This window comes from Muricoccus radiodurans (assembly GCF_050154705.1).
In the GTDB taxonomy this organism is placed as follows: domain Bacteria; phylum Pseudomonadota; class Alphaproteobacteria; order Acetobacterales; family Acetobacteraceae; genus Roseomonas; species Roseomonas radiodurans.
The window spans coordinates 5,400,937-5,413,735 of the sequence record NZ_CP189561.1 but is presented as its reverse complement, the minus strand read 5'-3'; the positions used below and the strand labels follow the sequence as shown (position 1 = coordinate 5,413,735).

The window sequence follows — 12,799 nt, the reverse complement described above, 5'->3', positions numbered from 1 at the left end:
GCGGGATGAGCGACACGATCACCACGCCCCAGATCACCCTGCCCCGCCTCGGCCTGGGGACCTTCCGGCTGGATGGGCCAGCCGGGCAGGCCGCGGTGGAGCGGGCCCTTCGCCTGGGCTACCGCGCCCTCGACACCGCCGAGCGCTACGAGAACGAGGAGGTGGTGGGCGCCGGCCTCAAGGCCTCGGGAGTCGCCCGCGCTGACGTGAAGGTGACCAGCAAGGTCTGGTGGGACCATCTCGGCCCCGGCCAGATCCGCGCGGCCTGCGAGGCGTCGCTCGGGCGTCTCGGAACCGATTACCTCGACCTCTACCTCGTCCACTGGCCGGCACCCGGCATGGACCTGCCGCGCGTCCTGGCGGACATGGCACGGCTGAAGGAGGAGGGGCTGGTGCGCGCCATCGGGGTGGCGAACTTCCCGGCCAACCTGCTGCGCCGCGCCCTGGCGGTGGGCGTGCCGCTGGCCGCGAATCAGGTGGAGTACCACCTGATGCTGTCGCAGAACCGGCTGCTCGCCGTCACCCGCCCGGCCGGCATGATCCTGACGGCCTACACGCCACTCGGGAAGGGCAAGCTGGCGAGCGATCCGACCGTGCAGGCCATCGCAGCGCGCCACGGCGCCACGGGCGGGCAGGTCGCGCTCGCTTGGCTGCTGCGGCAAGACGGAGTGGCGGCGATCCCGAAGGCGGCCCGGGAGGAATCGCAGCGCGAGAACCTCGGCGCCGTCGCCCTTGCCCCGAAGCTGACCGCGGAGGATGTGGCGGCGCTGGATGCGCTGCCGAAGGACCAGCGGATGGTGAACCCGGACTTCCGCCCGGACTGGAACGACTAGCTCCGGATCAGGTCCACGGCATCAGGTCCACTGGGCCGGACCGCGAGACCCGCCGGGCGTCAGGCAGTAGTGCAGCGCCGGCCGGAGCGACGCCTCCGGCTCCACCGGCGTCTCCTGGGTGGAGGCGGGCAACTCGGTCCGGGGGGCCGGCCGCGCCGCGGCCGGAGCCCGGCGGCGTGCCTGGGACGGGGCCGCTTCCGTCCGGCCCGCCTTGACCTCCCGCCGCAGCACCGTCGCGCCGGCGGCAATCGGGCCGGCCGCATCGCAGACCGTCGCGCGAATGAAGGCCGGTGCCTTGGCCTGTGCCGGAAGCGCCAGAGCCGTCAGGCCGAGCAGCGCGACCCATCCCATCTTCATCATCCCCGCGCCCCCATTCCTGCGAAAAATCAGACTGTTGCTGGCAATACTTGCCGTCGGTTCTGCAGAAAGAACGCGATGTGGATGATGGGGTTTCGCGCAGCCAAAACCCGGCTGCCGCGTTGGGCGGGCGGACGCAACCCCTGACCCGATCGGCACCCCCCATGAGCGATAGCCCCGGCGGCATTCCCGGCCTTCCGAAGGACGACGACGAGGTGGATCTCGGCATCAGCATCCAGGCGGTCGCGAACATCATCGACGCCGCCCGCGCCTCCGAAGAGGGCGAGGAGGACGACGTCAACGAGGACGTCGAGATGGAGTCGGCCGACTCGACCAAGCCGGACCTGACCGAGGACAACCTCGAGACCCTGATCGACGAGCTGAACGAGGACGAGCAGGCCGCCCTCATCGCCCTCGTCTATGTCGGTCGCGGCGACTTCGAGCCGGATGAGTGGGAGGAGGCGCTGAAGCTCGCCCACGAGCGGAACGAGAGCAACGAGAGCACCTCCGGCTACCTAACCGGCATGGAGCTCCTCGGTGACCTGCTGGCCGAGGGCCTCGCCGCCTTCGGGATCGTGGTCGAGGAAATCCAGCGCTGACACCGCGCGCGTGCGCCTGACGTCATCCGGGGGGACAGGCCGCGCGCCGTCGCGCGCGCCACTGCCCTACGATTCCGGCATCGAGCACGCCGAGCCGGACGAGGCACGCACGGCAGCACGGTTGCGCGCGATGATGCGCGACATCCGGGAGACGACGCTGCGCCACACCGGCCACGCCCAGCGCGGCCTGCATACGAAGAGCCACGGGCTGCTCGAAGGCGAGCTGCGCGTGCCCGATGGTCTGCCGACGCCGCTGGCCCAGGGCCTGTTCGCGCGGGCAGGTCGCTATCCCGTCATCCTGCGGCTCTCGACGAACCGGCCAGACGTCCTGGACGACGACATCTCCGTCCCGCGCGGCTTGTCGATCAAGGTCATCGGCGTCGAGGGTGAGCGGCTGGAGGGCTCTGAAGGCAGCACGACGCAGGACTTCGTGCTGGTGAACCAGCCCTTCTTCACCGAGCCCGACCTGCGTGTCTTCGCCCGCAACATCCGCTTCGTGGACGCGACGACGCAGACCGGCCTCGCCTGGAAGAAGACCCTCGCGGCGGCGTTGCGTCCCGTTGTCGCAGCGGTCCGGGCGTTCGGCGGGACGGCACCGACCCTGACAACCCTGGGCGGCCACCCGCTCACGCATCCCCTGGGCGAGACCTATTTCAGCCAGGTGCCTTTCCGCCACGGCGATTACGTCGCGAAGCTCTGCCTCACGCCCGCTTCACCGGAACTGCGGGCCTTGCGGAACGCGCCGGTGCGGCTGCGCGGACGGCCGAACGGCCTGCGGCAGGCGGTGATCGACTTCTTCCGCACGCAGGGCGGCGAGTGGGAGCTGCGGGCGCAGCTTCGCACCGACCCCGCGACCATGCCGATCGAGGATGCCTCGGCGCAGTGGCCGGAATCGGAAAGCCCCTACCTGACGCTTGCCCGAATCGTCGTGCCGCCCCAGCCCGCCTGGAACGAGGCGCGCGCCCGCCGGGTGGATGACGGCCTCGCCTTCAATCCGTGGAACGGGCTCGCGGCGCATCGGCCACTCGGCTCGGTCAACCGTGCGCGTCGGCAGGCCTACGCGCAGTCGTCCGCCTTCCGCGCCGAGCATAACCGCTGCCCCATCCATGAGCCGGTCGGGCGTCCCGCACTCCCCGGCGATCCGCCGGAGACCTATGGCACCGATCCCGGCCGCGAGGGGCGCCGCCGCGGAACGCCGGACGCTCTTCCCGGCCGCTGGGCGACGCCGATGCGCCCTACCGCGCAGGCTCTGCACGCCGTAGTGCTGGGCGCTCTGGTCCTGACCGGCGGCGGCCTGGTCCGGTCCGCGATCCGGCCTGTGCTCCCGCGCCTGCTGCTCGCGGGCGCCCTGGGATGGGCGCTCCGCGGCCTCGCGTGGCGTCCGCCTCAGCCGTAGACCGGTCCGGGCAGTCCCGCGATCTCCCGCACCAGCTTGCGCCGCACGGCGCTGCCGAAGGCGTCGAAGTCCTCGGCCACGATGAGGAAGGCGCCGTCGCCGCCGATCACCGACTGCTGGTAGTACTGGTCCAACGGCACGATCGGCGGGCGGCCGAAGGTCGGGCGGTCGTTCACGATGGGCAGGCCGTTGATGGTGATACCCTCCGCGACCAGCCGGTCCCGCACCTCCTCCACCGGACGGCCGGAGTTGTTCACCCCGTCGCCCGAGACGTCGATGACGCGGCGCGTTCCCTCGAAGGCGCATTCCTCGAGCACGCGGCGGGAGAATTCGAGCCCGCCGGAGATAGATGTCCAGGACAGCGCGATGCGCGGCGCGCGGGAGAGGGTCTCGGCCCAGGAATCGGCGTCCGCCTGGCTCGCGATCCGCGTCCACGGGATCACCAGGCGCTGGTACTCCGACCCCGCCCACTCGACATAGGCCACGGCGATGGCGCCGGTCATGCCGGAGCGGATCGCCTCCACCACCCGCGGGTCGGAGACGGCGTTGCGGTATCCCTCCCGCTGCAGCCGCGCCTCGTCCTCGTCGATCGAGCGGGACACGTCCACAGCCATCACGAGCAGCAGGTCCACCGGTTCTTCCGCCCGCGCGGCCGCAGCCGGGAGGAGCGCGGCGCCACTGGCCGCGAGGAGGGAACGACGCCGCATGGAGCACGCCCTTCTGACCGTGATCCGTCATGGAAGCGTGCGGCTTCACGCCGGCGCAACGGTTTTCTCGTCGCATTGCAGCACGGTGACGCGATCAAACCGGCAGCGCGGGCCGTGATGTCAGTCCGGCCGGATCACCGCCGGCCGGGTGGCCTCATCCGGCGCCCAGCCACCGGGGACGCGGCGCAGCAGTGGCGTGGCGAAGGCCGCCGCCACGGGAACGTCCGCCGGCCACTCCGCCCGCCACCGGTCGCCCTGCGCCATGGCGACCAGCAGCGCCACCGGCCGCACCCCGGCCGCCGCCAGCAGCGCCAGCCCCGCGCGCGCGGAGGATCCGGTGCTGATCACGTCGTCCACCAGCAGCACGCGCCGCCCCTCCAGCCGCGGCAGGATGCGCGGATCCAGCCAGAGCCGCCGTTCCCCCGGCGTGGTGGAGGAGGAAACGGGGACGGAGAGACGCCGGTCGTACCAGCGCTTCTCCGAGTAGCCGGCCGCGACCCAGTTCGAATGGTCCAGCGCTTCCGCCACGAGCGGCGCGAAGACGTGGCCGAGGGTCGGGAGACCGCAGACCACCTCCGCCCCCAGGGGCCGGGCGGCGATTGCCATCCACCCGGCCAGCCGCCGCACCACGGCGAAGGAGGCCTGGTTCGCGATGAAGCCGGTCACCGCCACGTCCCCGTAGTCCCGCAGGGGCAGCCGCAAAGCGTGGCCGTCGGGCATGGGAACGGGCATGCTGCCGCCATAGGGGGGCGCCGCCCCGCCCGGCTCGAATTCCTGCCAGAACTCCATACATCCGCCTCCATGGGCCGCTTGGCACGCCCCCCCGGCGCGGTCCAGCCTTGCGGCACGCGCCCTGCCAGGGCATGGACGATTCACCCCTTCCCCCCTCGGGAGTCCCCTCGATGACGACCAAGCTCACCCGCCGCGACGCGATGCTCGCCGCCGGCGCGGCCTTCCTGCCCTGGGACGGCCTGATCCGGGCCGCCTGGGCCCAGACGCCCCCCGGTGTCATCGTGATGGCGAAGCAGATCGACGACATCACCAGCCTCGATCCCGCCGAGAGCTTCGAGTACACGGGCGGCGAGATCTGCGGGAACGTCTACCAGAAGCTGGTCACCACCCCGAACGAGGAGCCGTCCCGCCTCGTCGGCGACCTGGCGGAGAACTGGACCGCCAGCGCGGATGCCAAGACCTTCACCTTCACCTTGAAGGCGGGCCAGCGGTTCGCCAGCGGCCAGGCCGTCACGGCCGACGACGTGGTCTATTCCTTCCAGCGCGTCGTGGCGCTGAACAAGAGCCCGGCCTTCATCATCAACCAGTTCGGCTTCACCAAGGACAACATGGCGCAGACCATCCGCGCCACCGACCCGCGCACCGTCGTGCTGACCACGGCCGAGCCGACCGCGACGTCCTTCCTCCTCTACTGCCTCTCCGCCGCGGTGGGCAGCATCGTGGAGAAGGCCGTGGTGTCGGGCCGCGCCCAGGGCGACGACTGGGGCAATGGCTGGCTGAAGCAGAACTCCGCGGGCTCCGGCGCCTACCGCATCGTCACCTGGCGCGCGAGCGAGAACGTGACGCTGGAGGCGAACCCGAACGCCAGCACGGCCCCGGCCACGCGCCGCATCATCATGCGCCACGTGCCCGATCCCTCCGCGCAGCTCCTCGGCCTGCAGCGCGGCGACTTCGACGTGGCGCGCAACCTCTCCTCCGACCAGATCCGCGGCGTGGCGAGCGACAACCGCTACACCGTGCTGAACCAGCGCAAGGCGAGCCTTCTCTACATCTCGCTGAACCAGAAGCACGCCGCCCTGTCCAAGCCGCAGGTGCGGCAGGCCATCAAGATGGCGATCGACTACGAGGGCATCCAGCGCAACATCGTCCCGAACAACTACGCCATCCACCAGGCCTTCCTGCCCGAAGGCCTGCCCGGCGCGCTGCTCGACAAGCCGTTCAAGAAGGACATCGACGCCGCCAAGCGCCTGCTGGCCGAGGCCGGTTTCCCGAACGGCTTCGAGGTCTCCTTCGACTTCTTCTCCGGCGCGCCGGTGGGCGACATCGCCCAGGCCGTGCAGGCGAACCTCGCCGAGATCGGCATCCGCCCGCGGATGCTGCCCGGCGAGATGCGCGCGGTCATCACCAAGACCCGCGCCCGCCAGCACGACATGGCGCTGCTGCGCTGGGGCTCCGACTACTTCGACCCGCACAGCAACGCCGAGGCCTTCTCCATGAACCCGGACAACGGAGAGGATGCGCGGAACAAGACCCTGGCCTGGCGCGCGAGCTGGGAGATCCCCGAGCTGACGCAGCGGACGCTCGCCGCCGTGCGGGAGACGGATGCCGAGAAGCGCATCACGATGTACGAGGAGCTGCAGCGCGAGCACCAGCGGGTCAGCCCCTTCGTGATGATGCTGCAGGAGCTCGAGGTCGCGGTGGTGCGCGCGAATGTGCGCGGCATGAAGATCGGCGTGCTGAGCGACCGCACGAACTACGCCGCCATCGCGAAGGCCTAGAAGGCTCGGTTTGCAGACCCTCCGCGCCCGCCTGGGGCCGCTGGCGGCCACCGCCGCCAGCATCCCCATCACCCTCTTCGGCCTCGCGCTCGTCACCTTCTTCATCGGGCGCGTGGTGCCGATCGACCCGGTGCTGGCGGTGGTCGGCGACCGCGCCCCGGCCGAGGTGGTGGCGCGTGCCAGGATCGAGCTCGGGCTGGACCAGCCGCTCTACGCGCAGTTCTGGCGCTACCTCGGCGACATCCTGTCCGGGAATCTCGGCCGGTCCGTGATGACGGCCAACCCGGTCTGGCAGGACATCGCCCGCTTCTTCCCCGCCACCTTCGAGCTCGCCACGGCCGCCATCCTCGTCGCGGCCGTGCTCGGCATCGCCCTCGGCGTGCTGGCGGCGACGCGGCAGGGCACGCTGCTGGACCAGGCGGTGCGGATCTTCTGCCTCGCGGGCCATTCCCTGCCGGTCTTCGTGCTCGGCCTGCTTTCGCTGCTGGTGTTCTACGCCTGGCTCGGCTGGCTACCAGGGCCGGGGCGGCAGGGGATCGTCTTCCAGGACATGGTGGACACGCGCACCGGCCTGCTGACGGTGGACGCGCTGCTGGCCGGCGACTGGCCGGCCTTCTGGGACGCGCTGGCGCATCTGGCGCAGCCGGCGGGGGTGCTGGCCTTCTTCTCCCTCGCCTACATCGCCCGGATGACGCGGGCCTTCATGCTGGCGGAGCTGCGGTCCGAGTACGTCATCACCGCCCGCGCCAAAGGCCTGTCGGCGATGCGGATCGTCTGGCGCCACGCCTTCCGCAACACCCTCGTCCCCCTCGTGACCGTTCTCTTCCTCACCTATGCCGGCCTGCTGGAGGGCGCGGTGCTGACCGAGACGATCTTCGCCTGGCCCGGGCTGGGCCAATACCTGACCGTGTCCTTGCTGAACGCCGACATGAACGCGGTGCTGGGCGCGACCCTGGTGGTGGGGCTTATCTACGTGGCGCTGAACCTGCTGGCGGACCTGCTCTATCGCCTGATGGACCCGCGGACCAAATGAGCGGCACGGCCGAACCCGGCGCATCCCATGGCGGCGTGGTGGCCGACGCCGCCACTGCGACCGCGTCCCTGGAACCCATGGACCCCACCGCGGTGCCGGAGGCCGCCGGCGCCCCGCCCGTCCCCGGCCCGGGCGCCGGCCCCGCGCGCTTCTCCCGCGGCTGGCTGCTGACGGACACGCCGGCCTCCCGGTCCCAGGCCGCCTGGGGACGGCGGTATCAGGCGTGGCTCGCCTTCCGGCGGAACCCGCTGGCCATGGCGGGGCTGGGCGTGATCCTGCTGATGCTGGTGCTGATCCTGCTGGCGCCGGTCCTGGCCACCCATGACCCGGGCGTGCAGCAACTCGGCAACCGCCTCGCCGCCCCCACGGCCGAGCACTGGCTCGGCACGGACGAGTTGGGGCGGGACGTGTGGTCGCGGCTGCTCTATGGCGGGCGGATCACCCTCGGCATGGTGGTGGCGGTGGTGGTGCTGGTGGCGCCGCTAGGGCTGATCGTGGGCTGCATCGCGGGCTATGCGGGCGGGCTCTGGGACCGGCTGCTGATGCGGGTGACGGACGTCTTCCTCGCCTTCCCGCGGCTGATCCTCGCGCTGGCCTTCGTGGCCGCCATGAAGCCGGGCGTCGAGAGCGCGGTCATCGCCATCGCCCTCACCGCCTGGCCGCCCTATGCGCGCCTTGCGCGGGCGGAGACCCTGACCATCCGCCGCACGGACTACGTGGCCGCGGCGCGGATGACGGGCGCGTCCCACCTGCGGATCATCCTGCGGCATGTCATGCCGATGTGCACGCCGTCCCTCGTGGTCCGGGTCACGCTGGACATGTCCTCCATCATCTTGACGGCAGCGGGGCTGGGATTCCTCGGCCTCGGCGCGCAGCCGCCGCTCCCGGAATGGGGCACGATGATCGCGACGGCCCGACGATTTATCCTGGAGCAATGGTGGGTCGCGGTGATGCCGGGGATCGCGATCTTCTCCGCCTCCCTCGCCTTCAACCTGCTGGGCGACGGCCTGCGCGACGTGCTGGACCCGAAGCAGCGATGAGCGACGCCCCGCCCTTCGTCGAGATCCGCGACCTCCGCGTGGACTTCCCCAACGCGACGGGCGTCACCCATGCCGTGCGCGGCGTCTCCTTCTCCCTCGGAAAGGAGAAGCTGGGGATCGTGGGGGAGAGTGGTTCGGGCAAGTCCGTCACGGGACGCGCGCTGATGCGCCTGCTGCCGCCCTCCGCCCGCGTCAGCGCCGCCGCGCTGCGCGTGGGCGACGTTGACATCCTCCGCGCCTCCGAGCGGCAGATGCGCGACCTGCGCGGCGGGAAGATTGGTCTGATCCTGCAGGACCCGAAATTCTCCCTCAACCCCGTCATGACGGCCGGCGACCAGATCGCCGAGGCGCTGCGCGCCCACACCCGCCTCGGCCGGCGGGAGGCGCGGGAGAAGGCCCTCTCCCTGCTGGAGAGCGTGAAGATCCGCGATCCCCGCCGGGTGCTGGATGCCTACCCGCACGAACTCTCCGGCGGCATGGGGCAGCGGGTGATGATCGCCATGATGCTGGCGCCCAACCCTGCCCTGCTGATCGCGGACGAGCCGACCTCCGCCCTCGACGCCACCGTGCAGGCTGAGATCCTCCGACTAATCGAGGAGCTGGTGGATTCTCGCGGGATGGCGCTGATGCTCATCTCCCACGACCTGCCGCTCGTATCCCGCTTCTGCGACCGGGTGGCCGTGATGTATGCCGGCCAGGTGATGGAGGAGCTGCGGGCCTCCGACCTGCACCGCGCCACACACGGCTACACGCGCGGCCTGCTGGAATGCCTGCCCAGCCTGTCCGAGCGCCGGGACCGCCTTCCGGTCCTCCGCCGCGATCCGTCCTGGCTGGAGCCGCGGGCGTGATCCAGGTCCGGAACCTCGACGTCCGCTTTGGCCCGAACCACGCCGTCCGCAACGTCTCCCTGCACGTCGCACGCGGCGAGACCTTCGGCCTCGTGGGCGAGAGCGGCAGCGGCAAGTCCACCGTGCTCCGCACCATCGCCGGCCTGATCGAGAGTTGGGACGGCGCGATGATGGTGGACAACATCCCCCTCGGCCGCCGCCGGGACCGAGCCTTCTTCCGCACGGTGCAGATGGTCTTCCAGGACCCCTACGGCTCCCTGCACCCGCGCCAGACCGTGGACCGCATCCTGTCCGAGCCCCTGGCCGTCCACGCCATCCCGGACGCCGAGCGCCGCATCGCCCGCGCCCTGGACGAGGTGGCGCTACCCCGCGCCGCCCGCTTCCGCTACCCGCACCAGCTCTCGGGAGGTCAGCGGCAGCGCGTCGCCATCGCCCGCGCCCTGGTGGCCGATCCCCGCGTGCTGCTGCTGGACGAGCCGACCAGCGCGCTGGACGTGTCCGTGCAGGCCGAAGTCCTGAACCTTCTCTCCGACCTCCGCGCCGCGCGGGGTCTGACCTGCATCCTCGTCTCCCACAACCTCGCGGTCGTGGCGCATCTCTGCGGCCGGCTGGCGGTGATGCAGGGCGGCCAGATCGTGGAGGAGCTGGACGAGGCCGCCCTGCGCGAAGGCCGCGCCGTCCACCCCCACACGCAGGAGCTGATCCGCCTGTCGCGGGACCTGGAGGAAGCCTAGGCCCCCAGCCGCCCGGCGAGGTCCAGCAGCCGGTCCGCGGCGCGCCCGATCGCCGCCGCGCCGTGGTTCGTGTGCGCATGGGCGAAGGCCGCGCGCCCCATCGCCTCGATCCGCGCCGGATCAGCCAGCAGCGCCTCGACCTCCGCTTCCAGCGTCTCGGGCGTCACCAGCAACCCGTGCTCGCCATGGACGATGCCGCTCGGGATCACGTGGCGATAGGCGACGACGGGCCGCCCACAGGCCATCGCCTCCACCGCCGCCCGCGGAAACCCCTCCTGCAACGCCGGATGAACCATGATCCGGGAGTCCAGGAGATAGCCGTAGACCCGGTCCGGCGGGCGGTGTCCGTGGAAGCGCGCCCGGTTCTTCGGCGGCGCCATCGCCTTCACCTCCTCCAGCCGCGCCCCGCCGCCGACGAAGCCGACGACATGGCGGCGCGACAGCGGCAGCAGCGCGGCCTGGTTCTTCCGGACCCCGTGGAAGGTGCCGACGTTGATGATGTCGTGCCGCGCCGCCGGATTCGGCGCGCCGTCCCCGCACAGCGCTGCGTCGAAGAACTTTGGCAGGATGAGCGTCCGCCCGGCGGCATGATGCGCGGGGAAGGCGCGCTCGGCCTGGACGTCGTGCTCCGCCAATACCATGGCCGCGCGGCCCAGCAGCGGGTCGGTCACCGCGCCGCCGACGATGAAGCTGAAGGCTGGCTGCGGCCACAGCCGCTCCTGCAGGAAGCTGGGAATCGCGTAGAACAGCCCCTTGTAGAGCACGAGGTCCGGCCGGAAGGCGGACAGGGCGTACAGCATCGGCGTGCTCACGCGCCGAGCGTGCGGCTCCTCCGGGTTGTCGGCGGGGAAGAAGGCCGCCGTGACCTGCCCGTCGAGATAGCCCTCCTCTTCCGCCTCTCCGCCATGTATCCGGAACAGCCGCACCGCCACACCCCGCTCGCCCAGGGCGCGCAGGAGGTGCAGCTCCCGCCGCGCGCCCTCCATGCGCCGCTCGGCGTGGCACATGACGATGGCGATGCGCACGGCCCGCCCCTTGGCACTCAGGCGAGTTTTCGGACCACCCGTGCCGGGTTGCCCACGGCCAGCACCCCGGACGGCAGGTCGCGATTCACCACGGCCCCGGCGCCCACGACCGTGTCATCCCCGATCGTCACCCCCGGGAGTACGATGCACCCGCCGCCCAGCCAGACATTGTTCCCGACCGTCACGGGGTGTGCGCTCTCGATCCCCGCGCGACGGGGTGCGGCTTCCAGCGGGTGGGTCGCGGTGTAGATCTGCACGGCCGGCGCGACCTGGCAGTGGTCCCCCAGGGTAATGGGCGCGCAATCCAGGAAGACGCAGTTGAAGTTTACATAGGACGCCGCGCCGATCCGGATGTTGGACCCGTAGTCGCAGCGGAACCCCGGCATCACCATCGTGCCCGCCCCGATCCCGCCCAACAGCGCCTCCAGCGCGGCCCGGCGAGCCGCCTCGTCCTCCGGCACCAGCGCGTCCATGCGCAGGATCAGGGCCCGGGCGCGATACCGCTCGGCCAGGAGGTCGGGGTCCATGCCGTTATAGGGCAGGCCCGCCAGCATCTTCTCGCGTTCGGTCATCCGGGACCTATCGCCCAGGCGGCCGGGCGCGCCAAGCCGGGTCTTGTCGCCCCCTCCCCGCTCTCGCAGAGTGCGGCCAACAATCGGGGATGGAAACGATGACCGCACCGCTGACCCGCCGCGCTCTGCTGGCGGCCGGCGCCGCCCTGCCGGTGCTCGCCGCGCCCACGATCGGGCGCGCCCAGGGCCGCTACAAGCCGGAATACAAGATCACCGTCGTCGGCAACCGGCCCATCGCCCTGTCGGAATCCGCCTTCGTCTGGGCCGACCTGGTGAACCAGCGCTCCGAAGGGCGGCTGAACTTCAAGGTCTATCCCGGCTCCTCGCTGGTCGGCGGCGACCAGACGCGGGAGCTCCTGGCCATCCGCCAGGGCGTGATCGACGGCGCCGTTTTCTCCACCATCAACATCTCCCCCCAGGTGCGGGAGATGAACCTCTTCTCCCTGCCCTTCCTCATGCCGAACCACGCGGCCTTCGACGCGATCGTCGCCAGCGACGTCGGCGCCGAGCTCTTCCGCGTGCTGGCGCAGCGCGACGTGGAGCCGCTGGCCTGGGGCGAGAACGGCTTCCGCGAGATCAGCAACTCCCGCCGTGCGATCCGCGCGCCCGCCGACCTGCGCGGCCTGAAGATCCGCTTCGCCGCCGGCGCGATCTTCTCCGAGATCTACACGGCCATGGGCGCCAACCCCGTGCAGATGTCCTTCGCCGACCTCCAGCCCGCCCTCTCCACCGGCGCGGTGGACGGGCAGGAGAACCCGGTGAACCTTTTCCTCGGCTTCCGCATGGACACGCTGGCCCAGAAGCACCTGACCCTGTGGAACTACTGCGCCGATGCGGGGATCGTCTCGCTCGGCAAGCAGGTCATGTCCACGCTGGAGCCGCGGGACCGGGAGATCGTGGTCGAGTCCGCGCGGGAGGCCGGGCGTGCCGGCAACAACGCGGCGCGCCGCGGGCTCGGCCTGGACGGCAACCGCTCCTCCCTCGACGAATGCGCCCGGCGCGGGGTGGAAGTCATCGACCTCTCCGCCGCGGAGAAGCAGGCTTTCGCCCGCGCGACCCGCCCGGTCTTCGACAAATGGGCGGCCACCGTGGGCACGGACCTCGTCCGGCGCGCGGAGGCGGCGATCGCCCGCACCGCCTGACGC

Annotated in this window: 14 protein-coding genes; 9 read left to right on the top strand and 5 right to left on the bottom strand. The window is 71.3% G+C overall.

Annotated elements, in window-relative coordinates:
• Positions 1-5 precede the first annotated feature (5 nt).
• The gene (locus tag ACP6CK_RS25200) at positions 6-833 is read left to right on the top strand and encodes an aldo/keto reductase (RefSeq protein WP_426956080.1); all 828 of its coding nucleotides are present in this window, start codon (positions 6-8) and stop codon (positions 831-833) included.
• A gap of 21 nt (positions 834-854) precedes the next feature.
• Here the strand turns inward: ACP6CK_RS25200 and ACP6CK_RS25195 are convergent, their stop codons facing one another.
• Positions 855-1,193: a hypothetical protein gene (locus ACP6CK_RS25195; RefSeq protein ID WP_426956079.1), complete on the bottom strand. Its 339-nt coding sequence runs from the start codon at positions 1,191-1,193 to the stop codon at positions 855-857.
• A 161-nt stretch (positions 1,194-1,354) separates the two neighbouring features.
• Here ACP6CK_RS25195 and ACP6CK_RS25190 point away from each other — a divergent pair, with 161 nt between their 5' ends.
• Positions 1,355-1,789, top strand: a complete 435-nt coding sequence (locus tag ACP6CK_RS25190) for a DUF3775 domain-containing protein (protein WP_426956078.1) — start codon at positions 1,355-1,357, stop codon at positions 1,787-1,789.
• A 10-nt stretch (positions 1,790-1,799) separates the two neighbouring features.
• Positions 1,800-3,185, top strand: a complete 1,386-nt coding sequence (locus tag ACP6CK_RS25185; protein WP_426956077.1) for a catalase family protein — start codon at positions 1,800-1,802, stop codon at positions 3,183-3,185.
• Here the strand turns inward: ACP6CK_RS25185 and ACP6CK_RS25180 are convergent.
• A complete protein-coding gene (locus tag ACP6CK_RS25180; protein ID WP_426956076.1) occupies positions 3,176-3,892 on the bottom strand; it encodes a DUF1194 domain-containing protein in 717 nt (238 codons plus the stop codon). The genes ACP6CK_RS25185 and ACP6CK_RS25180 overlap by 10 nt on opposite strands.
• Positions 3,893-4,012: 120 nt before the next feature.
• Positions 4,013-4,681 (bottom strand): phosphoribosyltransferase, encoded by a 669-nt coding sequence (locus ACP6CK_RS25175; protein WP_426956075.1) that lies wholly within the window; start codon positions 4,679-4,681, stop codon positions 4,013-4,015.
• A gap of 113 nt (positions 4,682-4,794) precedes the next feature.
• Between ACP6CK_RS25175 and ACP6CK_RS25170 the strand changes: the two genes are divergently transcribed.
• The 5 genes from ACP6CK_RS25170 to ACP6CK_RS25150 are packed head-to-tail and all read left to right on the top strand — an operon-like array spanning position 4,795 to position 10,057.
• Positions 4,795-6,402 carry an ABC transporter substrate-binding protein gene (locus tag ACP6CK_RS25170; RefSeq protein WP_426956074.1) on the top strand — a complete coding sequence of 536 codons (1,608 nt, stop codon included), beginning with the start codon at positions 4,795-4,797 and terminating at the stop codon, positions 6,400-6,402.
• Positions 6,403-6,412: 10 nt separating this feature from the next.
• Complete coding sequence (locus tag ACP6CK_RS25165; protein ID WP_426956073.1) at positions 6,413-7,435, top strand: ABC transporter permease; 1,023 nt, start codon at positions 6,413-6,415, stop codon at positions 7,433-7,435.
• Positions 7,432-8,475: an ABC transporter permease gene (locus ACP6CK_RS25160; protein ID WP_426956072.1), complete on the top strand. Its 1,044-nt coding sequence runs from the start codon at positions 7,432-7,434 to the stop codon at positions 8,473-8,475. The genes ACP6CK_RS25165 and ACP6CK_RS25160 overlap by 4 nt, the downstream gene beginning before the upstream one ends.
• Positions 8,472-9,323, top strand: coding sequence for an ABC transporter ATP-binding protein (locus ACP6CK_RS25155; RefSeq protein WP_426956071.1), 852 nt, complete (start codon positions 8,472-8,474; stop codon positions 9,321-9,323). The genes ACP6CK_RS25160 and ACP6CK_RS25155 overlap by 4 nt, the downstream gene beginning before the upstream one ends.
• On the top strand, positions 9,320-10,057 hold the full coding sequence (locus ACP6CK_RS25150; protein WP_426956070.1) for an ABC transporter ATP-binding protein: 738 nt from the start codon (positions 9,320-9,322) through the stop codon (positions 10,055-10,057). The genes ACP6CK_RS25155 and ACP6CK_RS25150 overlap by 4 nt, the downstream gene beginning before the upstream one ends.
• Here ACP6CK_RS25150 and ACP6CK_RS25145 read toward each other — a convergent pair.
• Both ACP6CK_RS25145 and ACP6CK_RS25140 read right to left on the bottom strand, forming a co-directional pair.
• The gene (locus tag ACP6CK_RS25145; RefSeq protein ID WP_426956069.1) at positions 10,054-11,082 is read right to left on the bottom strand and encodes a glycosyltransferase family 4 protein; all 1,029 of its coding nucleotides are present in this window, start codon (positions 11,080-11,082) and stop codon (positions 10,054-10,056) included. The genes ACP6CK_RS25150 and ACP6CK_RS25145 overlap by 4 nt on opposite strands.
• A gap of 17 nt (positions 11,083-11,099) precedes the next feature.
• Positions 11,100-11,654, bottom strand: a complete 555-nt coding sequence (locus ACP6CK_RS25140) for a sugar O-acetyltransferase (protein ID WP_426956068.1) — start codon at positions 11,652-11,654, stop codon at positions 11,100-11,102.
• A gap of 98 nt (positions 11,655-11,752) precedes the next feature.
• Between ACP6CK_RS25140 and dctP the strand changes: the two genes are divergently transcribed.
• Entirely contained in the window at positions 11,753-12,796 is a 1,044-nt protein-coding gene (dctP, locus tag ACP6CK_RS25135; RefSeq protein ID WP_426956067.1) for a TRAP transporter substrate-binding protein DctP, read from the top strand.
• Positions 12,797-12,799: the final 3 nt, after the last annotated feature.

Bases quoted from the DNA above. Each gene is read 5' to 3' on its own strand.
- dctP (WP_426956067.1), top strand. From the start codon at position 11,753: ATGACCGCACCGCTGACCCGCCGCGCTCTGCTGGCGGCCGGCGCCGCC.
- ACP6CK_RS25140 (WP_426956068.1), bottom strand. From the start codon at position 11,654: ATGACCGAACGCGAGAAGATGCTGGCGGGCCTGCCCTATAACGGCATG.
- ACP6CK_RS25190 (WP_426956078.1), top strand. From the start codon at position 1,355: ATGAGCGATAGCCCCGGCGGCATTCCCGGCCTTCCGAAGGACGACGAC.
- ACP6CK_RS25195 (WP_426956079.1), bottom strand. From the start codon at position 1,193: ATGATGAAGATGGGATGGGTCGCGCTGCTCGGCCTGACGGCTCTGGCG.
- ACP6CK_RS25160 (WP_426956072.1), top strand. From the start codon at position 7,432: ATGAGCGGCACGGCCGAACCCGGCGCATCCCATGGCGGCGTGGTGGCC.
- ACP6CK_RS25175 (WP_426956075.1), bottom strand. From the start codon at position 4,681: ATGGAGTTCTGGCAGGAATTCGAGCCGGGCGGGGCGGCGCCCCCCTAT.
- ACP6CK_RS25155 (WP_426956071.1), top strand. From the start codon at position 8,472: ATGAGCGACGCCCCGCCCTTCGTCGAGATCCGCGACCTCCGCGTGGAC.
- ACP6CK_RS25180 (WP_426956076.1), bottom strand. From the start codon at position 3,892: ATGCGGCGTCGTTCCCTCCTCGCGGCCAGTGGCGCCGCGCTCCTCCCG.
- ACP6CK_RS25170 (WP_426956074.1), top strand. From the start codon at position 4,795: ATGACGACCAAGCTCACCCGCCGCGACGCGATGCTCGCCGCCGGCGCG.
- ACP6CK_RS25200 (WP_426956080.1), top strand. From the start codon at position 6: ATGAGCGACACGATCACCACGCCCCAGATCACCCTGCCCCGCCTCGGC.